Source organism: Microbacterium sp. BH-3-3-3 (assembly GCF_007679045.1).
Classification (GTDB): domain Bacteria; phylum Actinomycetota; class Actinomycetes; order Actinomycetales; family Microbacteriaceae; genus Microbacterium; species Microbacterium algihabitans.
The window spans coordinates 40,529-64,471 of sequence record NZ_VEFS01000001.1 but is presented as its reverse complement, the minus strand read 5'-3'; the positions used below and the strand labels follow the sequence as shown (position 1 = coordinate 64,471).

Genomic DNA, 23,943 nt, shown 5'->3' with positions numbered 1-23,943 from the left:
ACGAGACCCCGGTGCCGAAGCGCCGGGGTCTCGTCATTCATGCGGAGTGGTTACTCGCTCTTGTCACCGGAGGGGCGGTTGCGCTCCTCGAGTCCCTTCGGAGCGGGGATCTCGACCTCGACACGCTCGCCGATGGCGTTGCGCGGACGGCCGTCTTCGTCGGCGCGAGCGTTCGCCCCGGCGATCTCGTCGGCCTCTTCGTGGTCGATGTGGTCGAGCTCGTGGTGCTGGTGGGCGACCGCGGCGTCGAGCTCCGCCTGCGTGAGGGGAGCGAGACGGTCTTCGAAGAACCAACGCGACACCGAGGCACGGAAGTTCTCGTGCCAGGGGATCTGACCCTGGTCGTTGGGACGCACGACCAGCGGCTCGTAAGTCTCGTTGTCCACGAGCTTCCAGCGCTCGAACTCGTCGACCGGCTGGTGGACCTCGATGTACTCGCCACCGGGAAGGCGGACGATGCGACCCGACTCGTAGCCGTGGAGAGCGATCTCGCGGTCCTTCTTCTGCAGCGCGATGCAGATGCGCTTGGTGACGAAGTACGCCAGGATCGGCCCGAGGATGAGCAGCGCCTGCAGGGCGTGGATGACGCCCTCCATCGTGAGGTGGAAGTGCGTGGCGATGATGTCCGACGAGGCGGCAGCCCACATGACGGCGTAGAACGTGACGCCGGCCGCACCGATCGCGGTACGCGTCGCGGCGTTGCGCGGACGCTGTGCGATGTGGTGCTCGCGCTTGTCGCCCGTGACCCACGCCTCGATGAAGGGGTAGACCAGCACGAGAACGATGAACAGTCCGAGCACGCCCACCGGGATGATGATGTTCCACGAGAAGGTGCGGTCCCAGAGGACGAACTCGAGGTGCGGCGGGATCAGACGCAGCATGCCGTCGGCGAAGCCGATGTACCAGTCGGGCTGGGTACCGGCCGACACCGGAGACGGGTCGTAGGGGCCGTAGTTCCAGATCGGGTTGATCGTCACGAGCGCGGCGATCAGGACGATCACACCGAACGTGATGAAGAAGAAGCCACCCATCTTGGAGGCGTACACCGGGAGGATCGGGTAGCCCACGACGTTGCTGTTCGTGCGAGCGGGCCCGGCGAACTGCGTGTGCTTGTTGATGATCATCAGCATGAGGTGCACGGCCAGCAGCGCCACGAGGATCGCGGGCAGCAGCAGGATGTGCAGCGTGTACAGGCGTCCGACGATCGCGGTGCCCGGGAACTCGCCACCGAAGAGGAGGAACGAGGTCCAGGTGCCGATGATCGGCAGGCCCTTGATCATGCCGTCGATGATGCGGAGGCCGTTGCCCGAGAGCAGGTCGTCGGGGAGGGAGTAGCCGGTGAAGCCCTCGGCCATCGCGAGGATGAAGAGGATGAAGCCGACCACCCAGTTGAGCTCGCGGGGCTTGCGGAACGCGCCGGTGAAGAACACGCGCAGCATGTGCACGCCGATACCGGCGACGAACACGAGGGCCGCCCAGTGGTGGATCTGGCGCACGAGCAGACCGCCGCGCAGATCGAACGAGATGTGCAGCGCCGACTCCATGGCGGCCGACATCGCGATGCCGCGCATGGGCTCGTACGCACCGTTGTAGTGCGTCTCGACCATGGAGGCCTGGAAGAAGAACGTCAGGAACGTGCCCGAGAGGAGCACGACGACGAAGCTCCACAGAGCGATCTCGCCGAGCATGAAGGACCAGTGGTCGGGGAAGATCTTGCGACCCAGCTCCTTGACCAGACCCGACATGCTCGTGCGCTCGTCGAGGTAGTTCGCGGCGGCACCGACGAACTTGCCGCCGAGCGGCTTGCCGTCACGGCCGGCGGGCGCCTGCGGCGGACCGGAGTAGACGGCCGGCTCGGTGACGACGTTTTCGGTGGGATGGGTACCGGTGCTCATGAGCGCTCCCAGAAGCTGGGGCCGACGGGCTCCTGGAAGTCACTCTGAGCGACGAGGTAACCCTCGGCGTCGACGGTGATGGGGAGCTGCGGCAAAGGACGGGCGGCCGGGCCGAAGATGACGGCCGCGCCGTTGGCGACGTCGAACTGCGACTGGTGGCAGGGGCACAGGAGGTGGTGGGTCTGCTGCTCGTACAGTGCCACGGGGCAACCGACGTGGGTGCAGACCTTCGAGTACGCGATGATGCCGTCGTACGACCAGTCCAGCTTGTTGGTCTCGGGATTGAGCTGCTCGGGCTGCATGCGCATGAGCAGGACGATCGCCTTGGCCTTCTCCTCGAGGTAGCCCTCGTCGTGGCCCAGGCCGGCGAGTTCTTCGGGGATGACGTGGAACGCGGAACCCAGGGTGACGTCGGCGGCGCGGATGGGACGACCGGAGGGGTCGTGGGCCAGGCGCATGCCCTGCTTCCACATGGTGTGGCTGAGCGCGGTCACCGGGTCGACGTCCTGCGGGGCGAGACCGCGGAACAGGGTGATGCCGGGGATGATCGACGCCGCGAGAGCGGCGAAGAGCGAGTTGCGGATGATCTCGCGACGGCCGAAGCCGGAGTCCTTCTCGGCCTCGACGAAGACGTTGACCGCGCCCTCGCGGACCTCGTCGCGACCACGCGTGCCGTGACGGTCTTCGATGAACTCCTTGTCGGACATGACCGACTTGCCCCAGTGGATGGTGCCGATGCCGATTGCGAGCAGCGCGAAGGCGATGCCGAGTCCGATGAAGAGGTTGTTGTACCGGATGTCGATCATCGACCCCGACTCGATCGGGAAGATCATGTAGGCGATGCTCGCCCAGATGCTCGCCGCGACCGAGATGTAGAACAGCGTGTAGACCGTGCGGACCGCGCGCTTCATCTCCTGCGGGTCTTTGTCCGTCATGCGCTGACGGTGGCCGGGGAGTCCCGGATTCGCCGCGGCGTCCGGAACCGCGACGGCGAGGCCCGAGCCGGGCTTCCAGGAAGCCCTCTCGTGCTCGAGTGCGTCGTCCTCGTGTGCCATGGTGCTCCTCGTGCGTTTACGTGATGTCGAAGACGACGGTCAGTTGGACTTCGCCGTGATCCAGACGGTGAGGGCGATGAGCGCCCCGATTCCGAAGATCCAGATGAACAGACCCTCCGACACCGGTCCGAGCGAGCCCAGGGCGTAGCCGCCGGGGGAGTCCGTCTTCTGGAGGTACATCAGGTACGAGATGACGTCGCGCTTGTCTTCGGGGGTGAGGTTGAGGTCGTTGAAGACGGGCATGTTCTGCGGGCCCGTGACCATTGCCGCGTAGATGTTGACCGGGGTCGTGCTGTGCAGGTCGGGGGCGTACTTGCCCTCGGTCAGTGCGCCGCCGGCGCCGGCGACGTTGTGGCACATGGCGCAGTTGATGCGGAACAGCTCCGCACCGTGCGACAGGTCGCCCTCACCGTCGAGGAGTTCGTTCGACGGGTACGACGGACCGGGGGCCGCGGACTGCACGTAGGCGGCGATCGCGTTGGTCTGCTCTTCGGTGAACTGCACCGGCTTGACCGGAGCCTGCGGGCCCTGCGCCTGCAGGGGCATGCGGCCGGTCGAGACCTGGAAGTGCACCGACAGCTCGCCGACGCCGAAGAGCGAGGGACCCTGGTCGCTGCCCTGCAGGTCGAGACCGTGGCAGGTGGCGCAGTTGGCCTGGAACAGCTTCTGGCCCTCTTCGACCGCCGTCGCCGAGTTGGCTTCGCTGACGGGGGTGTCGGAGGTGGCGGCCATCGCGGCCGATGCGCCGGCGTAGACGCCTCCGGTGAGGAGGAGTCCGATTCCGATCAGCGCGGCGGCGGCCAGGGGGCTACGACGCCCGGACGCCCGACGAGTCTTCTTCTCGCGTGCCATGTGAGTACAGCTCTCTTACTTGAGGAAGTAGATGACGAAGAACAGGGCGATCCAGACGACGTCGACGAAGTGCCAGTAGTACGACACGACGATCGAGGTGGTCATCTCTTTGCGTCCGAAGTTCTTCACGGCGTACGCGCGGCCGATCACGAGAAGGAAGGCGATGAGGCCACCCGTCACGTGCAGGGCGTGGAAGCCGGTGGTGAGATAGAAGGCAGATGCGTAGGGGTTGGCGCTGATGGGCATGCCCTCGGCAACCAGCGTCGCGTACTCCCACACCTGGCCCGACACGAAGACCGCGCCGAGGATGAAGGTGAGGTAGAACCACTCGACCATGCCCCACTTGAGGATGCCGGCCCGCGCACCGGTGCGGTACGGCTGGTACCTCTCGGCGGCGAACACGCCCATCTGGCACGTGACCGAGGACAACACGAGGATGATCGTGTTGACGGTCGCGAAGGGGACGTTGAGCAGCTGCGTCTCGTCAGCCCACAGGGAGGCCGAGGTGCTGCGCAGGGTGAAGTAGATCGCGAACAGGCCGGCGAAGAACATGACCTCGCTGCCCAGCCACACGATGGTGCCAACGGCGACCGGGTCGGGTCGCTTCACGGCACGCACGGCCTGGGAATACGTCGCTGAGGTCGTCACCATCCCATTATGCGCGATCCTGCGACGGGATATTCCCATCCTCAACTTGAGATATTCCATCGTCGAGACTTAGGGAAGCCTCAGAATCTGCGGATAATCCCCGGTGCGACGGGTGTTCCGCGGCGACCGTCCGCGCCGCTCGAACGCGACACGCGAGGACAGGTCGCTGTGAAAGGATTGCCGCATGGCGGAACGCTTCACCTGGCCCGATCTTCTCGCCTCGCTGCTCGCCGGCGACGACCTCAGCGTGTCGGAGTCCACGTGGGCGATGCGCGAGGTCATGGCGGGGCGTGCGACGCCCTCTCAATTGGCCGGATTCCTCATGGCGCTGCGCGCCAAGGGCGAGACCGTCGAGGAGATCGTCGGCTTCCGCGACGCCATCCTCGAAGCGGCGGTGCCCCTCCCCGTCCGCGCGGACGTGCTCGACATCGTCGGTACCGGCGGGGACCGCTACGGCACCGTCAACATCTCGACGATGGCGGCCGTGGTGGCCGCGGCATCCGGAGTCCCCGTCGTCAAGCACGGCAATCGCGCCGCGAGCTCGGCATCCGGAGCGTCCGACGTGTTGTCGTCGTTGGGCATCGCGCTGACGCTGTCGCCCGAGAAGGTCGCCGAGATCCTCGACCGCACGGGCATCACCTTCGCCTTCGCCTCGGCGTTCCACCCCGGCTTCCGCCACGCGGCCGCCACGCGCTCGGAGCTGGGCGTGCCGACGGTCTTCAACTTCCTCGGGCCGCTGTGCAACCCCGCACGCGCCGAAGCGAACGCCGTCGGCGTCGCGCACCTCGACCGCGTGCCGCTGATCACGGGCGTGTTCCGTACCCGCGGCGCGACCGCGCTGGTGTTCCGCGGCGACGACGGCCTCGACGAGCTGACCACCACCGGCCACAGCCGCGTGTGGGAGATCAGCCGCGGCGACGTGCACGAGCACGACCTCGATCCGCGCGACCTCGGTCTTCCTCTCGCCGACATGGACGACCTCCTGGGCGGGACGCCCGACCACAACGCCACCGTCGTGCGCCGCGTGCTCGGCGGCGAGTCGGGTCCCGTTCGCGACATCGTGCTGTTGAACGCGGCGGCGGGCCTGGTCTCGTTCCGCCTGTTCCGCGACGCGACCCAGGTGCAGCGGCCCATCCTCGAACGCCTGGCCGAGGCGATGGCCGACGCCGCCGCCGCGATCGACGACGGGCGCGCCGAGGCCAAGCTCGACGCCTGGGTCGACACGTCGAAGGCTCTGGCGGAGTAGATCGTGAACCCGCTCGACGCCCTCACCGAGATCGCGTATCTGCTCGAGCGGGAAAGGTCGTCGCGCTACAAGAGCAAGGCGTTCCGTACCGCCGCCGCCGCGATCGAGGGGCTGAGCGACGCCGAACTCCGCGATCCTGCCCTCCGGCGACGCGCGGGCATCGGCGACTCGACGTACGCGGTCATCACCCAGGCCCTCGCGGGTGAGGTGCCCGAGCGTCTCGCGACCCTCCGCGCCGAGGCGGCGCCCGTCGGCGGAGCCGAGCTGCGCGCGCGCCTACGCGGCGACCTGCACAGCCACAGCGACTGGTCGGACGGGCTCACCCCGATCGAGGCGATGGTCGACGCCGCACGCGGGCTGGGGCACGAGTACCTCGCCCTCACCGACCACTCGCCCCGCTTGACGGTGGCGAACGGCCTGTCGCCCGAACGCCTGCGCGCGCAGATGGAGATCGTTCGCGGTCACCGCGGCGACGGCTTCACACTGCTGACGGGCATCGAGGTCGACATCCTCGACGACGGTGCGCTCGACCAGGAGGACGAGCTGCTGCACGCGCTCGATGTGGTCGTGGCATCCGCCCATTCGAAACTGCGCATGGACCGCGCCCCCATGACGAAGCGTCTGGTGGCGGCGGCGGGGGATCCGCGGGTCGACGTGCTGGGACACGTCACGGGTCGGCTGGTCGAGGGAGCGCGGGGTACGCGCCCTCCGTCGGAGTTCGACGCGGCGGCCGTGTTCGCCGCGTGCGCGGAGTCGGGCGTCGCGGTCGAGATCAACTCGCGACCCGAGCGGCAGGATCCGCCCGACGAGCTGCTGGTGATGGCGATCGAGGCCGGGTGCCTGTTCTCCATCGACTCCGACGCGCACGCGCCCGGACAGCTCTCACTGCTCGACCACGGGGCCGCACGGGCCGAGGCGCTCGGGGTTCCGGTCGACCGGATCGTCACGACGTGGCCGCTCGAGAAGCTGAGGGAGTGGCTCGAGCGCACCCGCTGAGGCTCAGCGCGGGAGCGCGGCGAGCACGCGGGTCATCGAGGACCCGAGGTTCCACGTGTCGGCGAGCGCCACCGCGCCGTCGTGGTCGACGGGACGCAGGCGGTCGTCGAAGGGCGCGAGGTCGAGATCGCGCGCGACACGCACGACCGTCGGCGCGACGTCGAGGTAGTCGGAGGCGGCGAGGATCTTCGCGCGCTGTGCGGGCGTGCCGGCACTGCCGTCGGCGGCGGCCGCGCGGATGCCGTCGAGGGTCGCGCAGGCCGCGAGCAGCGACGCCGCGGACTTCTCGCCGATGCCGGCGACACCGGGGAGTCCGTCGGAGGGGTCGCCTCGCAGAGCCGCGAAATCGGCGTACTGCGCGGCGTGCACCCCGTACTTGGAGACGACGGCCGCATCGTCGACGATCTCGAGGTTGCTCATGCCGCGCGCCGTGTACACGACGCGGATGCCCCGGTCGTCGTCGACGAGCTGGAACAGGTCGCGGTCGCCCGTGACGATGTCGACCGGGACATCGGCGCGGGTCGCGAGGGTGCCGATCACGTCGTCGGCCTCGTGGTCGCTCGCCCCCGAGATCGGGATGCCGAGCACCTCGAGCGCCGCGCGGATGACCGGCAGCTGCGCCTCGAGCGGGTCGGGCACCTCTTCGACGTCGGGTCCGGTCGCGACCGCCTCGACGACGCGGTGCGCCTTGTAACTCGGGAGAAGGTCGACGCGCCACGCGGGACGCCAGTCGTCGTCCCAGCACGCGACGAGGCGCGTGGGCTCGTACGTGGTGACGAGCTTGGCGATCATGTCGAGCAGACCCCGCGCCGCATTGACCGAGGTGCCGTCGGGGGCCCTCACCTTGTCGGGCACCCCGTAGAAGGCGCGGAAGTACAGCGACGCGGTGTCGAGGAGCATGAGGCGGTCGGTCACACCCCCGATCCTGGCACGGGGGTCCGACACCGCGACCTAGAGTGGCGGGATGTCTTTCGGCTCGGCATCCGTCCGCCCCTCCGCCACCGACGCGTGCCCCTGCGGCGAGGGGGAATTCGGAACGCACTGCGGCCCCCTCCTCGACGGAGAACCGGCCCCCGGGGCCGAGCGGTTGATGCGGTCGCGCTACACCGCCTTCGCGGTCGGCGATGCGGCCCACCTCGCGCGCTCGTGGCATCCGCGCACCCGTCCCGACGAGATCGAGGTCGGCGACGGCACCCGGTGGATCGGCCTCGACATCGTGTCGGCGGAGGAGGGGGCGGATGCCGCGGAGGTGAGCTTCCGCGCGCGCTGGCGGCACGGGAGCGAGGCCGGCGAACTGCGCGAACGCAGCCGCTTCGTGCGTCGAGCGGGCCGCTGGGTGTACGTCGACGGCGACGTGGACGAGCGCGGCGGACGAGCGGCCCGGGGCGAGGCGTCAAGCCCGAACGGGCGTGTCGGAGGTTCGGCGTACGGTCGTGAGCGGATCCTCGGCGAAAGGACACGCATGATCCCCGACGCGCACCGCGACCTGCTCGAGAACCCGAACTACGGAAGCCTCGGCACCGTCCGTCCCGACGGAACGGTGCAGGTGAATCCGATGTGGTTCGACTTCGACGGCGAGCACCTGCTGTTCACGCACACGACCACGCGGCAGAAGTTCCGCAACCTGCAGCAGAACCCCTCGATGAGCCTGATGGTCTTCGACCCGGCGCAGCCCTACCGCTACATCGAAGTGCGCGGGCGGCTCGTCGAGGCCGAACCCGATCCGACGGGCGCGTTCTACGTGCACCTCGGAAAGCGTTACGGCAACGCGGAACAGGAGGCGCCACCGGACAGCGCCGACCGCGTGATCCTGAAGATGTCGATCGAGAAAGTCGGAGGACAGTGACATGGAACGAATTGTGATCATCGGCGGCCACGGCAAGGTGGCCCTGCACCTGGCGCGTCTGCTGGCGGACCGCGGAGACGAGGCCACCTCGGTCATCCGCAAGCCCGAGCAGAAGGACGACATCGAGCAGGCGGGCGGCACGCCCCTCGTGCTCGACGTCGAAAGCGCCGACGTCGACGAGATGGCCGAGGCGTTCGCCGGCGCCGACGCGATCGTATGGTCGGCCGGAGCGGGCGGCGGCAGCGCTGAGCGCACGTACGCGGTCGACCGCGACGCCGCGCAGCGGGCCGTCGACGCCGCCGCACAGGCGGGCGTGCGTCGCTTCGTCATGGTGTCGTGGATCGGTTCGACCCCCGACCACGGCATCGACCCCGACGACTCGTTCTTCGCCTACGCCGACGCGAAGCTCGCGGCCGACGACCACCTGCGCGCGAGCGAGCTCGACTGGACCATCCTCGGCCCCGGCACGCTGACGCTCGACCCGCCGACCGGTCGCATCACCACGGCTCCGCAGGGCAAGGGCGAGGTGTCGCGCGCCGACGTCGCCGCCGTCGCCGCCGCGGTGCTGATCCAGCCCGCGACGATCGGTCGCTTCATCCGCTTCGGTGCGGGTGACACGCTGATCGCCGAGGCCATCGTCGACGACGAGACCCGCACGACAGGAGACCACGCATGACCGCCCTCAGTGACAAGGCCCAGGCCTTCGCCCAGCTCCACACCGCTCCCGAGATCCTCCGGGTCGTCAACATCTGGGACGTCGTGTCGGCCACCGCCGTCGCGGCGCTGCCCGAGACCAAGGCGCTCGCCACGGCCGGCCACTCGATCGCCGCGACCTTCGGCTACGAGGACGGCGAGAACATCCCCCTCGACGTCATGCTCGACATGGTCGGTCGCATCGTCGCCGCCGTCGACGTACCCGTCACGGCCGACCTCGACTCGGGCTTCGGAAACCCCGGCGAGACCACGCGGCGCGCGATCGGCGTGGGAGTCGTCGGAGCGAACGTCGAGGACCGCGTCAAGCCGCTGGCCGAGGCCATCGCGGCCGTCGAAGCGGTCATCGCAGCCGGTGAGGCGGAGGGTGTGCCGTTCGTGCTGAACGCGCGCACCGACGTGTTCCTCAAGGGTGCCGATCGGCCCCTCGACGACAAGGTGGCGGATGCCGTCGAGCGCGGCCGCGCCTTCCTCGCGGCGGGCGCCACCTCGGTGTTCGTCCCGGGGCTGCTCGACGCCGAGACGACGCGACGCCTCGTGGAGGGCATCGGAGAGCGCCGGCTCAGTGTGATCGGTGTGCCCGGGGCGCTCACGGCCGCGGAGTACGAGGCTCTCGGCGTCGCCCGCATCTCGTACGGCCCGCAGACCCAGCGCGTGGCGCTGACCGCTCTGCAGGACCTCGCGATCGACCTGTACGGCGACGGCGTGATCCCCTCGTCGGTGCGCGCGCTGAACTGAGCCCGCGCCGCTCAGTCCTCGTCCCCGGGGGTGGAGTCGTCGTCGGTGACGACGATCACGCCGTCGGGGACGGGGTCGCCGAGCAGAGGCTCGGCGGCGAGGGTCAGATCGATCGTCGCCCGCAGGAGTCCGCCGAGCGTCTTCGAACGCAGCAGCTCCATCTGGTCGAGTTCGCCGAGCGGGGCGATCGCGGCCACCTGCCATGCGCGCGGCAGCGGCTCTTCGGCGAGTTCGACCTCGGGGTCCCACCGCGTGCCGCCGAACTGCTGGGCCTTGCCGAGCACGCGGCGCACGATGCGTTCGGCCTCGTCGAGCAGAGGAGAAAGCGCCTCGTTCCATTCGAGGTCGGGCAGGGACCGGACGTCGGCGCGGGGATAGGGCGCGTCATCGAGCCACTCGACGATCTCGAAGCGCTGCGTTCCGTGCGCGAGGACCTGCATCTGGTCGGCGAGGGGCACAACCTGGCTGAGCTGGGCCATCGTGCCCAGAGCGAAGCGCTGGTCGCCGCCGCCCGTCTCGGTCCCGCGTTCGATGAGAACGACGCCGAACGAGGGGTCGGTCTCGTCGAGCAGACGACCGAGCATCACGAGGTAGCGTTCCTCGAAGATCCGCAGAGCCAGGGGCGTGTGCGGGAAGAGGACGGCGCCGAGGGGGAACATCGCGGTACCCATGCGCCCAGTCAACCAGCGCGGGGCGCGGCGCGGGCCGCGTGCGGCGAATCCACAGCGCGCCGGCGGCGTCGGCGGTGGGAGTCCGCGGTTCGGCCGGGGTGTCGGCATCCGGATGCCGTGTTTCCGTCGGTCAGTCGGCGGCGTCGCGCAGTGTCTCGTGCACGCGGTGCAGGTCCATCAGCAACGACCCCACCAGCACCCAGTGCGCGGTCGAGGGGGTCTGGATCTGCAGGGGCCGGGTCAGTGCCGGCTCCTCTTCGACGAGGCGCTCGGGGCCGGCATCCACCGCGAAGGCGAGACGTACGTCGTGGGCCGCGCGGTGCAGTTGCTCGGCGATCGCGCGCACCGCGGGTTCGTCCGCGATCGTGGCTTCGTAGCCGTCGTAGACGGCGCGGGTCATGCCGATCGTCTGCGTGACGACGGGCGAGAAGCGCTCCAGCAGGTCGCGCATCCCGACGAGGTCGTTGCGGTGCCTCCCGCTGCGCGGGTTGAGGGCGAGAGAGTCGGTGGCGTCGGTGATCGCCGTCGCCGCGGCGTCGCGCACGGGGCGCAGCAGGCGGGCTTCGAGCAGCAGCCCCTCGAGCGAGGCGGGTGTCTGCGGAGTTTCGAGGGCCGCGGCGAGACGCTCGAGCGCTTCGGCCAATTCGCGGCCGAGCACCTCGACCTTCTCGCGCGCGCTCGGAACCAGCACGGGCGGCACGAGCACGGCGTTGACGACGATGCCGATCGCCGCGCCGATGAGGGTCTCGAGCACGCGGTCGAGCGCGTAGTTGGGGGTTGCGGTGCCCAGGGCGAGCACCAGCAGAGCGCTGATCGCGATCTGGTTGGTCGCGCCGGGCGAGATGCGCGCGGCCCACGCCACGACGAGGGCGACACCGGCCGACAGCAGCGCGACCCACGGCTGCGACCCGAAGACCAGCCCGAGCAGGGCGGCGATCACGACACCGACGATGACCCCGACGCTGCGCTCGACGGCGCGCGTGAACGACTGGTTGATGCTCGGCTGCACGACGAGCAGGGCGGCGATGGCGGCGAAGATGGGCGGCGGCCCCTGCACGAGCCAGCCGGCGATCAGCCACGCCGCGACGATCGCGATCGCCGACTTCGTCACCTGCAGCAGCGGGACGCGTCGGGGTGCGCGGACGGTGAGCGAGTCGCGCATGGCGCGCGTCGACGGCAGGCGCACGGTCAACTCCGTCGCGCGACAATGTCGTCGGCGTTGTCGGCGACCCACTCCATGAGGGGGATGACGCGCGTCATGAGGTCGCGGCCGCGGTCGGTCAGCGCGTACTCGACGCGCGGCGGCACCTCGGGGTAGGCGGTGCGAGCGACCAGCCCGTCGGCCTCGAGCGTCTTGAGGGTGCTCGCGAGCATCTTCTCGCTGATCCCGGCGATATTGCGCCGGAGGGCTCCCCACCGCTGCGTCCCGTCGGACAGGGCGACGAGCACGAGGATGCCCCACTTGCCCATCACATGATCGAGCACGGTGCGGGTGGGGCACCCGTCGGCGAAGATTTCGGGGTTGCGTCCCCGCAGATCGCTAAGACTGACGCTCATGTAAGTACCTAACCAGAAAGTGGGTACCGGCATTCCGGAATGCGCTCCCGCGCGGGCGGTTGCACCGGGGGAACCCGTCGAAAGGACCACCCCATGACCATTCTCGTCACCGCCGCCACCGGCCACCTCGGCCGCCTCGTCGTCGACGCCCTGCGCGAGCGCGGCGTCGCGGCATCCGACATCGTCGCCGGCGTCCGCACGCCGGCCAAGGCCGCCGACCTCGCCGACAACGGCGTGAATGTGGTCGAGCTCGACTACGCCCGCCCCGAGACCCTCGCTGCCGCCCTCGAGGGCGTCACGCGCGTGCTGCTCATCTCGGGCACCGACGCCGACCGCGTCTCGGGCCACCGCAACGTCATCGACGCCGCACGCGCGGCCGGCATCGAGCGTCTCGTGTACACCAGCGCCCCGCGCGTCGACGAGGTGGACTACGCGCTCGGCGCCGACCACAAGGCCACCGAGCAGGCGATCGCCGCCTCGGGCGTGAGCGCCACGATCCTGCGCAACAACTGGTACACCGAGAACTACCTGGACTCCGTGGCGCGCGCCGCCGACACCGGCGAGATCGTCGCCGCCGTGGGTGACGCGCGGGTGGCGAGCGCCAGCCGTCGCGACTACGCCGAGGCCGCCGCCGTCGCGCTGACGACCGACGACCTGGCGGGACTGACGATCGAGATCGGCGGAGACGTCGCGTGGACGTACGACGAGCTCGCGGCCGCCGCCGCCGAGGTGCTCGGTCGCCCGGTCACCTACACGCGCGTTTCGCTCGAGCAGCTCACCGCCGGACTCGAGGCCGCGGGGCTGGACGCCGGGACCGCGGCGTTCGTCGCGGGCATCGACGACGCGATCGCGCGCGGGGCACTGTCGGAGACCGACGGATCGCTCGCGCGCATCATCGGCCGCCCGACGACTCCGCTGGTCGAGGGCCTGCGCGCGGGTCTCGCCTCGCGCTAAGCCCGACCCTCTCGCGTGAGGGGTCATCATCTTCTGTCGCGTGCAGCCCCGCCGAGGCGACACGAAGTGACCTCTCACGCGGGCTGGGTGGGGGAGGACCGCCGCGCGGTCAGGTGCCGCTGGCGCATCGCGAGGAACAGCGGGAACGTGAACGCGAACGCCGTGATCCCCGACAGCACGATGTACAGCCATGCGAAGCGCATGCCGAGCCGTCGCGCCTCGACGATGATGAACACGCTTCCGGCGATGGCGACGATCAGCAGGTCGACGGTGATGGACGACACCGCCGGTCCGCTCGAGACGAGGTCTCCGAGGAAGTCGCGCATCTGCACGATCGCGAAGACGTTGAAGGTCCAGGTGCCGATGAGTCCCGCGACCGCGAGGGCGAGGAACACCACAGCGGTCGGGGTCCAGTGTCGTCGAAGCTCGCTCATGAGCCGATCCTGCCGCAGTGCCGGTGTCGGCGGTGGGGGCTAGCGTCGAAGGATGGATGCCATGACCGCGGGGCGCATGCTCGACCACCTCGAGCGCGAGGTGGAGCACCGTCTCGCGCGGTTGCACGACGACGAGGAGAGCCTCCGCCACGACCGCGCCGACGGCACCGCCGACGACGAGCACGACCCCGAGGGCTCGACGCTGTCGGGGGAGTGGGCGCAGGTCGATGCGCTGCGACGTGGAGCCGAGGCGGAGCGGGCCGAGATCCGCGCGGCGCGCGAGCGCGTGGCATCCGGGACCTTCGGGGTGTGCGAGGTGTGCGGTCGACCGATCGCCGACGCCCGGCTCGAGGTGCGCCCGTTCGCGCGTCGGTGCATCGCGTGCGCCGCGTGACGGCCGGCCGAGAGGCAGCCCGCGCGTAGGCTCGAGGCGTGGAACCCCTGCTGATCGTGCTGCTCTTCGCCAACGCCGTGTTCAACGCCGTCGTCTGGCCCCGCTTCTACCCGCGCATCGCGAAAGACCCGCGCGCGCGGGACGCCGCCGGAAAGCCGACGCCGTTCCTGATCGTGCACACGGTGCTCATCGCCGTCGCGCTGGTGCTGGCCCTGGCATCCGTGATCGCGGCGATCGCCGCCCTCGTGAGCTGAGCTTCCCGGGCGCTCTTCAGCGCCCCGCGGTAGAATCGTCGAGCGGGTTCGCCCGCCGCACGCTGTGCAACTACCTACCGGACCCGGCAAGGCGGCACGTTCCATCGCCTCCGAGAGACCGCTCCATGTTTGCGCCCGCACACCCACCCGCCTCCCCGGCCGTCGCCCACCGCTCCCTGATCCACCACACGGGGTTCTGGTACTTCCCCGTCGCCTTCATCGCCCGTCTGCCGTTCGCGATGATGACGGTGGGGGTGCTGGCCATCGTCGTCGCCGAGCGCGGTTCGGTCGCCCTCGGCGGCCTGACCTCCGCCGCGGTCGGCCTCGGCGTCGTCGTCGCGGGCCCCGTGCTCGGCGACCTCGCCGACCGCTTCGGACAGCGGCGCGTGCTCGTGCCGGTGGGCCTGGCGAACGGCATCCTGCTCGCACTCTTCCCCCTCGTCGTGCAGGCCGCGAGCTCCGAGGCGCTGCTGCTCGGGGCGGCCGCCGCGATCGGCCTCACCGGCCCGCAGACGGCGGCGATGTCGCGCAGTCGCGTCATGGCCCTCATCGGCGATCGCGTGCACCCCACGCGACGCGAGCGCACCTTCTCGCGGGCCATGGCGTACGAGTCGGCGGCGGACGAGACGGCCTTCGTGATCGGCCCGTTCGTGGTCGGTGTGCTGGCGGCGCTCATCGCCCCGTGGGCTCCGATCGCGGGTGCCGCGCTGTTGAGCTTCGTCTTCGTCACGGCCTTCGCCCTGCACCCCACCGGGCGGGCGGTTCCGGAGCGGTCGGAGCGCACCGCGATGGCGCCGTTCCGCGAACTGCTGCACCCGCGCATGCTCGTGCTGGTGGCGGCCGTCTTCGGTGTCGGGCTGTTCTTCGGGTCGACCCTCACCTCGCTGACCGCGTTCATGGAGGCGCAGGGCGCTCCCGAGGCGGGCGCGTTGCTGTACGGCGTCATGGGCGTGGGCTCGGCCGTGCTGGCACTGGCCGTCGCGGTGATCCCCGAGCGGTTCACCCTGCGCTGGCGCCTGGTCGTGTTCGCCGTGATCCTCACCGCGTCGGCGGGGGCGTACTCGGTCGGCGGATCGGTGCCCACGGTGACGCTGGTGCTGTGCCTGATGGGCATCGGCGTCGGCCCCTCACTGGTGACGCTGTTCAGCCTTGCCGGGCACCGCGCGCCGCGCGGGCGCACCGCCTCGACCATGACGATCCTCGCGTCGGCCCTCACGCTCGCCCAGGCACTGTCGTCGGCGGTCACCGGAGCGGTCGCCGAGAACGATTCGGTGGAGACCGCGCTGCTCTTCCCGGCCGCGGCCGCGGTGCTGGTGCTCGCGATGGCCGCGGTGAACGCGTCGTGGTCGAAGCGGTGGGACGCCCGCTCGGCGCTCACGCCGGCAGCGGGTAGCGCCGCCTGAGCACCACCCGCTGCACGAGCGTCCACACCGTCGTCACCGTGAGGTAGAGGGCGGCGGCCAGAGGCACGAACAGCGCCACCACCGCCGTCGTGAACTGCAGCGCGCCGAAGAGGGGCGTCGTCCATGCGGGGGCGGCCGGGTCGACCGCCGGCCGCAGCAGACGACGGGTCAGCTCGGCGGCGGCGACGATGACGGCCACCAGCACCGCGAAGACCGCCAGGGTCCCGGCATCCGCGGTTCCGGTCGTGACGGCGGCGACGAGGCTCCGCCCGAGCGGTGCGCCCAGCAGATCGTGCGCGAGCAGGGCGTTGGCCTGGCCGCCCACGGTCGGGTGCAGGAAGACGGCGTAGAGCAGCCCCACCACGGGAGCCTGGGCCAGCAGGGGCAGGCATCCGGCCACGGGCGAGGCCCCCTCGTCGCGGTACAGCTGCATCGTCTCGCGCTGCAGGCGTTCGGTGTTGCCCTTCCACCGCTGCTGCAGGGCGCGCAGGCGCGGAGCGAGACGAGCACGCGTCTGTTCGGCGCGGGCCTGCGAGACCCCGACCGGGATCAGCACGAGGCGCACGAGCAGCGTCACGACGACCACCGCCACAGCGGCGGCCGCCCCCGCGGTGACGGGTTCGAGCGCGGTGGTGAGGGCGAGCAGGGCTCGGGTGGTCAGGTCGAGCAGAAGGGCGAGGGGAGGGAAGGCGAAGAGGTCCAACGGGGCGTCCAATCGGTGCGGCGATCACGGCAGGACCGGTCGCCGGCGCGAGCGCGCACGAACGACCGGTGGTCGCGTGAGGGCACCGGATGCCGCGAGGGCGGCGGACGGCGGGCTACGCGACCGGGATCGCGAGCCCCGGAGCGCGCGGGCGCGGGTGCCCCGCGGCATCCGGATCGCTCTGCGCCACCAGCGCGGAAGGGTCGATCGGACGCGGCGAGGGCCGAGGGGCGGATGCCACGAGCCCGGGCACGACGAGCAGCACGACCGCGACCGTGACGACGACCGCGGCGGCCAGCACGACAGCCAGCAGCGGGGCGTCGGAACCGGGGGTGAGCGACAGCTCGGCGAACGCGAGCAGGAGGTTGATGGTCGCGATGATCGACGCGATCATGCGCTCACCTCCTGTCGGGTCGGAAACCTCACGGTATCAGCGCGGCCGTGGGTACGCTGTCGCCATGACCACCCTCGTCCTCACCGTCGTCGGCGATGACCGCGCGGGCCTCGTGTCCGCGGTCGCCGACATCGTCGGCGCCCACGGCGGCAACTGGGAGAACAGCGAACTCGCCGAACTGGCGGGAGCGTTCGCCGGCATCGTCGAGGTGTCGGTGACTCCCGAACGCGCCGACGACCTGCGCGCCGCCCTCGAGGGGCTCGCGGGCACCCTCACCGTCACGGTTCACGCGGGCAGCGGCTCGCTCGCCGCCGCGGCGCCGCGCTCGGTCACCTTCGACGTGGTCGGCAACGACCGGCCGGGCATCGTCCGCGAGGTGTCGGCGGCGCTCAGCGCGCGCGGGGCGAGCATCGAGCGCATGTCGACGCAGACGACGGATGCCGCCATGGCCGGCGGGCGCCTGTTCGAGGCGTCGATCACGGCGACGGTGGCCGCCGACGTCGAGGTCGACGACCTGGTGGCCGAGCTCGAGCGCCTCGCCGCCGAGATCCAGGTCGACGTCACGCTCGCCGACTGAGGCCGAAGCGGCGCTCGCGCGGACGGGCGACGCGCGTCAGGCCCGACGCCGCCGCGCCGCGAGACGCGCGAGGCCGCGCCACCCGAGCAGGAACACCGCGAGGGTGATCGTCGCGACGATGATGAACGCCACCGCCACGCCCTGACCGCTGAGCGCACGCAGCACCATGCCGAGCGCGACGGTGATCGCCCACACCGGCAGACCGGTGCGCACCAGGGTCGTGGGTCGGCGCCACGCGCGCGTGACCGCCCACCCGATCAGCAGCGCCGCGACGAAGGGCCACGCGGTGGTGGCGAGTCCGGAACCGAACGGGCCCAGCACGTCGCCGTCGTGGGTCGCCCTCCCGATCGCCGCGAAGACGACGACCAGCACGACGTCGAGGAGCAGGGCGAGGGCGGGGGAGCGACGCGAAGAGGACACGCCTCCATTCTGCGCGCCGCGCGGCGACGTATCGTCCGTGTATCGCGGTCGCGAGACGTCGGGACAACAGGCGGGTCGGTGGGATGGGATCTCCGCACCCTGGAGGTCACCGTGTCCGATCGATCCGCTTCCGTCTTCTCCGCGCCGCGCCTGCGGGTCGCCGGCGCCGTGCTGGCCGCCGTGGCCGCCCTGACCCTCGCTCCGCGCACGATCGCGTGGCCGGCGCGGACGCTGGTGCTCGATGCCCTCGATCATCTCCCGCCGTGGGGGAGCGCCCTGCTGTTCGGTGCGGGCGCCGACGTGGCGCTCAACGTCCTGTTCTTCGTTCCACTGGGAGCCGCCGTCGCCCTTCTGCTGCCGCTGCGGTGGGCGCCGGCATCCGTCCTCGTGGGAGCCGCCGTGTCGCTCACCGTCGAGATCGCGCAGACGCTGATCCCGGGTCGGGTTCCGGATGCCGACGACGTGGCGTCCAACACCCTCGGCGCCCTGATCGGGACGGTCGTCGTGCTCGTGATCCGGCTGATCGCGCGGCGCTGAGCCGCGCGTCGGCCTTGCGCCCGCTGATCGGCGCGAGGCGGCGAGTGGCGCGTCGGTCTCGCGCCCGCTGCTCGGCGCGAGGTCGACACGGGATCGCGCCGCCGAGCGGAGGGGTGTCAGCGCGGCAGGCGCAGGCGGGCGCGCAGCCCTCCGGCCTCGCCGGGCCACAGCTCGAGGTGCCCGCCGTGCGCGCGGGCGATCGAGGCGACGATGGCGAGCCCGAGTCCCGTGCCGTCGGCGCGCCCGCGCGTGCGTCCCGCGCCCCGCACGAACGGCTCGGGCAGGGTGGCGACGAGTTCTCGCGAGAGCACCTCGCCCGAGTTGTCGACGTCGACGACCACTTCGTCGTCGCGGCCGGTCACGGCCACGCGCGCCCATCCGCCGTCGATGTTGTGTACGAGTGCGTTGCGCACGAGGTTCGCGACGGCCTGACGCATCAACGTCTCGTCGACGCGCGCGATGCCGCCGGTGCCCGGCAGCACGGCGAGGTCGAGTCGCGCGGCGTCGGCGTCGGGGCGCGCTTCGTCAGCGACCGCGGCGATGACGGCGTCGACGTCGACGGGCTCGCGCGAGAGCTCGCCCGCGCGGGTCGAGCGGGCGAGGGCCAGGAGGGCCTCGGTCAGACGGATCGCGCGTTCGTTGGTGAGGTCGAGCCGGTGCAGCAGGCGCTCGAGGTCGATGCCGTCGGGATCGGCGCGCGCCACCTCGAGCAGCGTGCGCATCGTCGCGTGCGGGGTGCGCAGCTCGTGCGAGGCGTTGGCGGCGAACCGCTGCTGTTCGTCGAGGGTCAGCTCGACCCGCGCGAGCATCGCGTCGAAGGTGTCGGCGAGCTCGGTCAGCTCGTCGCGACGCCCCGGCAGATCGACGCGGTGGGCGAGGTCTCCGCCGCGCACGGCGCGCGCGGCGTCGGTGATGCGGTGCAGGGGCCGCAGCATGAGCCCCGAGACGACCCACCCGCCGCCGAGGCCGATGACGGCGAGGGCGAGCACCGCGTACCAGGCGTAGCGGACGAACACGTCGATCAGATCGCCCCGGCCGGGCGTGAACGTCCCGCTCTCGGAGTACAGGTTGCCGTCGGGAACGAACCGCAGCACGAGAAACCCGACGACGAATACCGCGATCCCCACGATCACGACGAACGCCGCGTAGCTCAGCGTGAGCTTGAGGCGGATCGAGAGACCCGGGGCGCGCTCACGCATCGGCCGGCCCCATGCGGTAGCCCACTCCCGCGACCGTCTGGATCAGCCACGGCTCACCGAGACGCTTGCGCAGCGTCGAGATCGTGATGCGCACCGCGTTGGTGAACGGGTCGGCGTTCTCGTCCCACGCGCGCTCGAGCAGGGTCTCGGCGCTGACGACCCCGCCGCCCGCGCCCATGAGCACCTGCAGCACCGCGAACTGCTTGCGGGTGAGTGAGACGTATCTGCCGTCGCGGTAGACCTCGCGGCGGAAGGGATCGAGACGGATGCCGTGCTGCTCGAGCACCGGCGGGGTCGAGGCCGCGGGGCGGCGGGCGAGGGCGTGCAGGCGCATCACGAGCTCGCGCAGCACGAAGGGCTTGGTCAGGTAGTCGTCGGCGCCGCTCTCGAAACCGCGCGCCTTGTCGTCGAGCCGGTCGGCGGCGGTCAGCATGAGCACGCGCGGAGCGGCGGGCTGCGCGCTGAGGTGCCGGGCGATCTCGTCGCCGTTCGGCCCCGGGATGTCGCGGTCGAGTACCACCACGTCGTACGAGGTGTACCCGAGCAGCTCGAGCGCGGTGTCGCCGTCGCCGGCGATGTCGGCGGCGATCGCTTCGAGGCGCAGGCCGTCACGGATCGCCTCGGCGAGGAAGGGTTCGTCCTCGACGATCAGCACGCGCATCCCGTCATCGTAGGCGGGGCGGCATATCGCCGACGTATGCCCGGCGCGCATCCCCACCCGCGTCGGTAGCGTGGGGGCATGGCGACCAGACTGCTCCTCGTGGCCGACACGCACGTGCCGAAGCGGGCGCGCGTGCTCCCCGAGGCGGTCCGGCACGCGGCATCCGGAGTCGACCTCATCGTGCACGCGGGCGACTGGGTGAGCGCGAGCGTGCTCGACGAACTCGAAACGCTCGGCCCCGTGCTCGGGGTGTGGGGCAACAACGACGGCGTTGACCTACGTTCGCGTCTGCCCGAAGTCGCCCGCACGGAGATCGACGGGGTGCGGCTGGCGGTGGTGCACGAGACGGGGGCCGCGACGGGACGGGACAAGAGGATGGATGCCGCGTACCCCGACACCGACCTGCTCGTGTTCGGGCACAGTCACATCCCGTGGGACACGGTGACCCCGAACGGACTGCGCCTTCTCAACCCCGGTTCGCCGACCGACCGACGACGGCAGCCGGCGTGCACGCTGATGACCGCGACGCTCGACGACGGCGCGGTGCGCGACGTCGTGCTGCACGAGGTCTCGCGCGACTGAGAGCCGTCCCGACCGGGTTATCGCCGCCGTATCGTCGCGGCCATACGCCGTGGCAACGCGGCCTCCGCTCGACTGGGGTCATGGCTCCTTCGGCATCCCTCGTCCCTTCGCCCTCCCGTCAGCGACTCGCCCTGCTCGCGATCGCCGCCGCGATCGCCCTCGCCCTGACCGTGCTGGCCGCCCTGCTCGCGGCGAGCACCGCCTCGTCGTTCGCGGCGGGGGTCGCCGCCCACGCGCCGTTCGCCCCCGCCGAGGCCGACGGCATGATCCCGGCCGAGTCGCCGCTCACGGTCGACGACGAGCGTCATCCGGCGATGACCGGACTCGACGGCGAGCTGCGCGAGGCGCTGCGCTCCGCACAGGCGGCGGCCGCGGACGACGGGATCGTGTTCGACGTCACCAGCGGGTGGCGCAGCGCCGACTACCAGCGCTGGCTGCTCGGCGACGCGATCCGCACCTACGGCACCGAGGCGATCGCGCGACAGTACGTCGCCTCACCCGAGGGCTCGAGCCATGTCACGGGCAACGCCGTCGACATCGGATCGCTCGACGCGCAACTGTGGATCATCGAACACGGCCGCGAATGGGGCCTGTGCCAGACCTACGCCAACGAGCGCTGGCACTTCGAGAAGGCGACGGATGCCGGGGGCGAGTGCCCCGAACCGATCGCCGACGCGCGGGGATGAAACGACGACGGCGCCGCCCCTTGCGGGTGCGGCGCCGTCGAACAATCTCACTCGACGTTCAGTTGCCGGGTGGGGGAGGTCAGCGGGCAGTCGAACGGGTCGCGGGCGGCGAGGCCCACGCGGTTCAGGTACGCGATGACGATGCCGTACGACTGGAACAGGGTCGTCTCGACGTAGGGGACGTCCAGCGTCGCGCACTGCTCGCGAACGATGGCGCGGGCCTTGCTGAGGTGCGGGCGCGGCATGTTCGGGAACAGGTGGTGCTCGATCTGGTAGTTCAGACCGCCCATGAGCCACGTGGCCCACCAGCCGCCGGAGACGTTGCGCGAGGTGCGCACCTGCTTGCTGAAGAAGTCGAGCTTGGCTCCGGGCTCGATGATCGGCATGCCCTTGTGGTTGGGAGCGAAGGACGCGCCCATGTAGATGCCGAAGACCGCGACCGAGACGCCGAAGAACGCGAACGCGAGACCCACCGGCAGGAAGATGAAGATCGGTGCGATGAAGAGGGCGTGACGCAGCGTCAGCAGCGCGATCTCGCCCCAGCGGCCCTTGACCTCGCCGCGCGAGAACAGGTGGCGGAAGGCGAGGACGTAGAGGTTGATGCCCTCGAACGCCAGCAGGGGGAAGAACAGGTAGCCCTGGCGCTGGGTGATCCAGCGCTGGACGCCGCGGGCCTTGGCCGCGTCGACATCGAGGAACGAGATCGTGTCGATCTCGATGTCGGGGTCTTTGTCGACGCGGTTGGGGTTGGCGTGGTGACGCGTGTGCTTCGACGCCCACCACGAGCGGCTCATGCCGACGATGCCGTTGCCGATGAGCAGCCCGAGTCGGTCGTTGGCGGGACCGGAGGCGAAGATCTGGCGGTGCGCGGCCTCGTGGGCGAGGAAGGCGACCTGCGTGAACAGGATGCCGAGCACCGCTGCGACGATCAGCTGGAACCAGCTGTCGCCGAGCAGGATGAAGGCGGTCACGCACCCGGCGAGGCCGAGCACGATCGCTCCGGCGACGACGGAGTAGAAGACCGGCGTGCGCACGAGGAGTCCGCTCTCACGGACGACCTGAGACAGCTCTGTGTAGGCCTTCGTGAGCGGGGGGAACTCCTTCGTGCCGGAGTAGGTCTGACGAACGGGGCCGAGGCGGGACTCGACGATGGTGGAAGCGATGCTCTGCTCCTCGGATCGGGGGTGACCGGGTTCTCGAGCCAGGGCGGCTTCCCGGGCTCGGGCCCACATTATCGGGCGATGTATGGAGGGCTCGGCATACGAGCACACGTCCAGCAGGCTCACGGGAAACGGAAGCGCAAGCGTTCGTCCGCGACCGTGAAAACCCGCGGAAAGACAACGAAAACCGGGGCGTCGCCGAAGCGACGCACCCGGCTCTCACGCCTCGAACGGCGAAGGCCGGCGCGTCGCGTCAGCGACGCACCGGCCCTCGCGGTGCGGAGCGATGCTCAGAGGGGGCGAATGTTCGCAGCCTGCATGCCCTTGGGGCCCTGCTCAGCGTCGAACTCGACCTTCTGGGCCTCTGCGAGCTCCTTGAAGCCGTTGCCCTGGATCGCGCTGAAGTGCGCGAAGAGGTCGGCCGAGCCGTCATCGGGAGCGATGAAGCCGTAGCCCTTTTCGGAGTTGAACCATTTCACGGTGCCAGTGGCCATCGTGTTCTTCCTTTATTCATGTTGGGCCGCAGACGCGGCCGTGGGTGCCGCTCCGACGCATGCGGAGCGGACGGGGACGCCGCAACACCGGGAAGGTGTCGCGTACGCGATGCCCGTCGACGGCGGCCTGAGCCGCCACGACGGACGCGTGGACGCCGAGATTCTCGCCGAGCGGACCCTGGGCTTCATAGCCCGAGGTGGCCGCGCCGACGAAACCGGCGTAGTCGGATCCGGCCATCGCGACGAACACGTCGAGATCGGCCTGGCGCCACGCGAGTGGCGAAGGGTGAAGCAGAGACACAGAAACTTTCCGCGAGTGCGATGCGGTGGCGGATGCCATCAAGCGGTGCACGCGATGATTGAGGGAGGGATTGCCTTCGTAAACGGCTCGGCGCCGTGCGCCCGGCATCTCAGCGATGAGGCGGGCGTCGATGAAGCAAGTCCCAGAACGAATAACCTCACCGTAGCACGGAAGTCTGCGAGACGCCCGGGCGATTTCGCGGGGACGGTGGCTGCGCTGCACTGGGCACATGGCATCCGCAGACGACGACGACCGATGGCTGGTGATCGACGGACGCCGGTGGCGTCGCACCGACCCCGCACTGCCCGCGCAGATCGCTGAGCGCCTGCGCTCGCACCTGGGTCGCGCACGGTCGACGGTGGGCACCGCGAAGCGGGCCGGCGACGACGAGGCGGTCGCCGCCGCGCGGCGCCGGGTGGGCCTGGCCAAGCACGGGCTGGGGGAGCGCGGGCCCCGGTGGTGGGATGACGAGGTCGCGGCGCGCGTGGGCCGCGCCGAAGAGGCACTCGACGAACTCGACGCGATCGCGCCGCCGAGAGCAGATGGCGACGACGGCGTCAACGCGTAGCGCCGGA

Annotated in this window: 31 protein-coding genes; 14 read left to right on the top strand and 17 right to left on the bottom strand. The window is 70.6% G+C overall.

Annotated elements, in window-relative coordinates; translation table 11 throughout:
- Positions 1-50 precede the first annotated feature (50 nt).
- From FS769_RS00380 to FS769_RS00365, 4 genes are read right to left on the bottom strand one after another with little or no spacing between them, the layout of a single operon-like run.
- Positions 51-1,895, bottom strand: coding sequence for a cytochrome bc complex cytochrome b subunit (locus FS769_RS00380; protein WP_144827899.1), 1,845 nt, complete (start codon positions 1,893-1,895; stop codon positions 51-53).
- Positions 1,892-2,950 (bottom strand): ubiquinol-cytochrome c reductase iron-sulfur subunit, encoded by a 1,059-nt coding sequence (locus FS769_RS00375; RefSeq protein WP_144827897.1) that lies wholly within the window; start codon positions 2,948-2,950, stop codon positions 1,892-1,894. Before FS769_RS00375 ends, FS769_RS00380 begins: the two co-directional genes overlap by 4 nt.
- Before the next feature lie 39 nt (positions 2,951-2,989).
- The gene (locus FS769_RS00370; protein WP_144827894.1) at positions 2,990-3,802 is read right to left on the bottom strand and encodes a c-type cytochrome; all 813 of its coding nucleotides are present in this window, start codon (positions 3,800-3,802) and stop codon (positions 2,990-2,992) included.
- A 15-nt stretch (positions 3,803-3,817) separates the two neighbouring features.
- Positions 3,818-4,453 (bottom strand): heme-copper oxidase subunit III, encoded by a 636-nt coding sequence (locus FS769_RS00365; RefSeq protein ID WP_144827891.1) that lies wholly within the window; start codon positions 4,451-4,453, stop codon positions 3,818-3,820.
- Between the two features lie 181 nt (positions 4,454-4,634).
- On the opposite strand from FS769_RS00365, the gene trpD reads away from it, so the two are divergent.
- Both trpD and FS769_RS00355 read left to right on the top strand, forming a co-directional pair.
- Positions 4,635-5,696 carry an anthranilate phosphoribosyltransferase gene (gene trpD, locus FS769_RS00360; RefSeq protein WP_144827888.1) on the top strand — a complete coding sequence of 354 codons (1,062 nt, stop codon included), beginning with the start codon at positions 4,635-4,637 and terminating at the stop codon, positions 5,694-5,696.
- Positions 5,697-5,699: 3 nt separating this feature from the next.
- Positions 5,700-6,692, top strand: a complete 993-nt coding sequence (locus FS769_RS00355; protein WP_144827886.1) for a PHP domain-containing protein — start codon at positions 5,700-5,702, stop codon at positions 6,690-6,692.
- Positions 6,693-6,695: 3 nt separating this feature from the next.
- Here FS769_RS00355 and FS769_RS00350 read toward each other — a convergent pair whose 3' ends face one another.
- Positions 6,696-7,607: a 5'-3' exonuclease gene (locus FS769_RS00350; protein ID WP_144827883.1), complete on the bottom strand. Its 912-nt coding sequence runs from the start codon at positions 7,605-7,607 to the stop codon at positions 6,696-6,698.
- Between the two features lie 49 nt (positions 7,608-7,656).
- Here FS769_RS00350 and FS769_RS17155 point away from each other — a divergent pair, with 49 nt between their 5' ends.
- The 3 genes from FS769_RS17155 to FS769_RS00330 are packed head-to-tail and all read left to right on the top strand — an operon-like array spanning position 7,657 to position 9,987.
- The gene (locus FS769_RS17155; protein WP_313959264.1) at positions 7,657-8,538 is read left to right on the top strand and encodes a TIGR03618 family F420-dependent PPOX class oxidoreductase; all 882 of its coding nucleotides are present in this window, start codon (positions 7,657-7,659) and stop codon (positions 8,536-8,538) included.
- Position 8,539: 1 nt separating this feature from the next.
- Positions 8,540-9,214, top strand: coding sequence for an SDR family oxidoreductase (locus tag FS769_RS00335; RefSeq protein WP_144827880.1), 675 nt, complete (start codon positions 8,540-8,542; stop codon positions 9,212-9,214).
- Complete coding sequence (locus FS769_RS00330; protein ID WP_144827878.1) at positions 9,211-9,987, top strand: isocitrate lyase/phosphoenolpyruvate mutase family protein; 777 nt, start codon at positions 9,211-9,213, stop codon at positions 9,985-9,987. The genes FS769_RS00335 and FS769_RS00330 overlap by 4 nt, the downstream gene beginning before the upstream one ends.
- Before the next feature lie 11 nt (positions 9,988-9,998).
- Here FS769_RS00330 and FS769_RS00325 read toward each other — a convergent pair whose 3' ends face one another.
- The 3 genes from FS769_RS00325 to FS769_RS00315 all read right to left on the bottom strand — a co-directional run bounded on the left by FS769_RS00325 (position 9,999) and on the right by FS769_RS00315 (position 12,215).
- Complete coding sequence (locus tag FS769_RS00325; RefSeq protein WP_144827875.1) at positions 9,999-10,658, bottom strand: LON peptidase substrate-binding domain-containing protein; 660 nt, start codon at positions 10,656-10,658, stop codon at positions 9,999-10,001.
- A gap of 130 nt (positions 10,659-10,788) precedes the next feature.
- Entirely contained in the window at positions 10,789-11,844 is a 1,056-nt protein-coding gene (locus FS769_RS00320) for an aromatic acid exporter family protein (RefSeq protein WP_260979654.1), read from the bottom strand.
- Positions 11,845-11,846: 2 nt separating this feature from the next.
- Complete coding sequence (locus FS769_RS00315) at positions 11,847-12,215, bottom strand: helix-turn-helix domain-containing protein (protein ID WP_144827872.1); 369 nt, start codon at positions 12,213-12,215, stop codon at positions 11,847-11,849.
- 93 nt (positions 12,216-12,308) lie between these two features.
- Here FS769_RS00315 and FS769_RS00310 point away from each other — a divergent pair, with 93 nt between their 5' ends.
- Positions 12,309-13,169 (top strand): SDR family oxidoreductase, encoded by an 861-nt coding sequence (locus tag FS769_RS00310; RefSeq protein ID WP_144827870.1) that lies wholly within the window; start codon positions 12,309-12,311, stop codon positions 13,167-13,169.
- A gap of 74 nt (positions 13,170-13,243) precedes the next feature.
- Here the strand turns inward: FS769_RS00310 and FS769_RS00305 are convergent, their stop codons facing one another.
- Positions 13,244-13,603 (bottom strand): DUF2834 domain-containing protein, encoded by a 360-nt coding sequence (locus FS769_RS00305; RefSeq protein WP_144827867.1) that lies wholly within the window; start codon positions 13,601-13,603, stop codon positions 13,244-13,246.
- 52 nt (positions 13,604-13,655) lie between these two features.
- Between FS769_RS00305 and FS769_RS00300 the strand changes: the two genes are divergently transcribed.
- The 3 genes from FS769_RS00300 to FS769_RS00290 all read left to right on the top strand — a co-directional run bounded on the left by FS769_RS00300 (position 13,656) and on the right by FS769_RS00290 (position 15,654).
- Entirely contained in the window at positions 13,656-13,997 is a 342-nt protein-coding gene (locus tag FS769_RS00300; RefSeq protein ID WP_144827864.1) for a TraR/DksA C4-type zinc finger protein, read from the top strand.
- 38 nt (positions 13,998-14,035) lie between these two features.
- On the top strand, positions 14,036-14,251 hold the full coding sequence (locus FS769_RS00295; RefSeq protein WP_144827862.1) for an SCO4848 family membrane protein: 216 nt from the start codon (positions 14,036-14,038) through the stop codon (positions 14,249-14,251).
- 125 nt (positions 14,252-14,376) lie between these two features.
- Positions 14,377-15,654: an MFS transporter gene (locus tag FS769_RS00290; protein WP_144827859.1), complete on the top strand. Its 1,278-nt coding sequence runs from the start codon at positions 14,377-14,379 to the stop codon at positions 15,652-15,654.
- On the opposite strand, the gene FS769_RS00285 is transcribed toward FS769_RS00290, so the two are convergent.
- Complete coding sequence (locus FS769_RS00285) at positions 15,626-16,357, bottom strand: membrane protein insertase YidC (protein WP_144827856.1); 732 nt, start codon at positions 16,355-16,357, stop codon at positions 15,626-15,628. The two genes, FS769_RS00290 and FS769_RS00285, sit on opposite strands and share 29 nt — an antisense overlap.
- 115 nt (positions 16,358-16,472) lie before the next feature.
- Positions 16,473-16,751 carry a DUF6412 domain-containing protein gene (locus tag FS769_RS00280; protein WP_144827854.1) on the bottom strand — a complete coding sequence of 93 codons (279 nt, stop codon included), beginning with the start codon at positions 16,749-16,751 and terminating at the stop codon, positions 16,473-16,475.
- 64 nt (positions 16,752-16,815) lie between these two features.
- Here FS769_RS00280 and FS769_RS00275 point away from each other — a divergent pair, with 64 nt between their 5' ends.
- Positions 16,816-17,328, top strand: a complete 513-nt coding sequence (locus tag FS769_RS00275; protein ID WP_144827851.1) for a glycine cleavage system protein R — start codon at positions 16,816-16,818, stop codon at positions 17,326-17,328.
- Positions 17,329-17,364: 36 nt separating this feature from the next.
- On the opposite strand, the gene FS769_RS17000 is transcribed toward FS769_RS00275, so the two are convergent.
- Positions 17,365-17,748 (bottom strand): DUF3054 domain-containing protein, encoded by a 384-nt coding sequence (locus tag FS769_RS17000; RefSeq protein ID WP_186325366.1) that lies wholly within the window; start codon positions 17,746-17,748, stop codon positions 17,365-17,367.
- Positions 17,749-17,859: 111 nt separating this feature from the next.
- On the opposite strand from FS769_RS17000, the gene FS769_RS00265 reads away from it, so the two are divergent.
- Positions 17,860-18,285, top strand: coding sequence for a VanZ family protein (locus FS769_RS00265; RefSeq protein WP_186325365.1), 426 nt, complete (start codon positions 17,860-17,862; stop codon positions 18,283-18,285).
- 116 nt (positions 18,286-18,401) lie between these two features.
- Here the strand turns inward: FS769_RS00265 and FS769_RS00260 are convergent, their stop codons facing one another.
- Together FS769_RS00260 and FS769_RS00255 are read right to left on the bottom strand one after the other, a co-directional pair.
- Complete coding sequence (locus tag FS769_RS00260) at positions 18,402-19,484, bottom strand: HAMP domain-containing sensor histidine kinase (RefSeq protein WP_144827845.1); 1,083 nt, start codon at positions 19,482-19,484, stop codon at positions 18,402-18,404.
- On the bottom strand, positions 19,477-20,145 hold the full coding sequence (locus tag FS769_RS00255) for a response regulator transcription factor (protein WP_144827842.1): 669 nt from the start codon (positions 20,143-20,145) through the stop codon (positions 19,477-19,479). Before FS769_RS00255 ends, FS769_RS00260 begins: the two co-directional genes overlap by 8 nt.
- A 78-nt stretch (positions 20,146-20,223) precedes the next feature.
- On the opposite strand from FS769_RS00255, the gene FS769_RS00250 reads away from it, so the two are divergent.
- Entirely contained in the window at positions 20,224-20,727 is a 504-nt protein-coding gene (locus FS769_RS00250; RefSeq protein WP_144827839.1) for a metallophosphoesterase family protein, read from the top strand.
- Positions 20,728-20,807: 80 nt separating this feature from the next.
- Complete coding sequence (locus tag FS769_RS00245; protein ID WP_144827837.1) at positions 20,808-21,413, top strand: M15 family metallopeptidase; 606 nt, start codon at positions 20,808-20,810, stop codon at positions 21,411-21,413.
- 47 nt (positions 21,414-21,460) lie between these two features.
- On the opposite strand, the gene FS769_RS00240 is transcribed toward FS769_RS00245, so the two are convergent.
- From FS769_RS00240 to FS769_RS00230, 3 genes are all read right to left on the bottom strand, one after another.
- Entirely contained in the window at positions 21,461-22,645 is a 1,185-nt protein-coding gene (locus FS769_RS00240) for an acyl-CoA desaturase (RefSeq protein ID WP_144827835.1), read from the bottom strand.
- A gap of 218 nt (positions 22,646-22,863) precedes the next feature.
- Positions 22,864-23,067, bottom strand: coding sequence for a cold-shock protein (locus FS769_RS00235; protein ID WP_094733682.1), 204 nt, complete (start codon positions 23,065-23,067; stop codon positions 22,864-22,866).
- 16 nt (positions 23,068-23,083) lie between these two features.
- Positions 23,084-23,368, bottom strand: a complete 285-nt coding sequence (locus tag FS769_RS00230) for a hypothetical protein (RefSeq protein ID WP_144827832.1) — start codon at positions 23,366-23,368, stop codon at positions 23,084-23,086.
- Positions 23,369-23,597: 229 nt separating this feature from the next.
- On the opposite strand from FS769_RS00230, the gene FS769_RS00225 reads away from it, so the two are divergent.
- The gene (locus tag FS769_RS00225; RefSeq protein ID WP_144827829.1) at positions 23,598-23,936 is read left to right on the top strand and encodes a biopolymer transporter Tol; all 339 of its coding nucleotides are present in this window, start codon (positions 23,598-23,600) and stop codon (positions 23,934-23,936) included.
- The last annotated feature ends 7 nt before the right edge of the window (positions 23,937-23,943 follow it).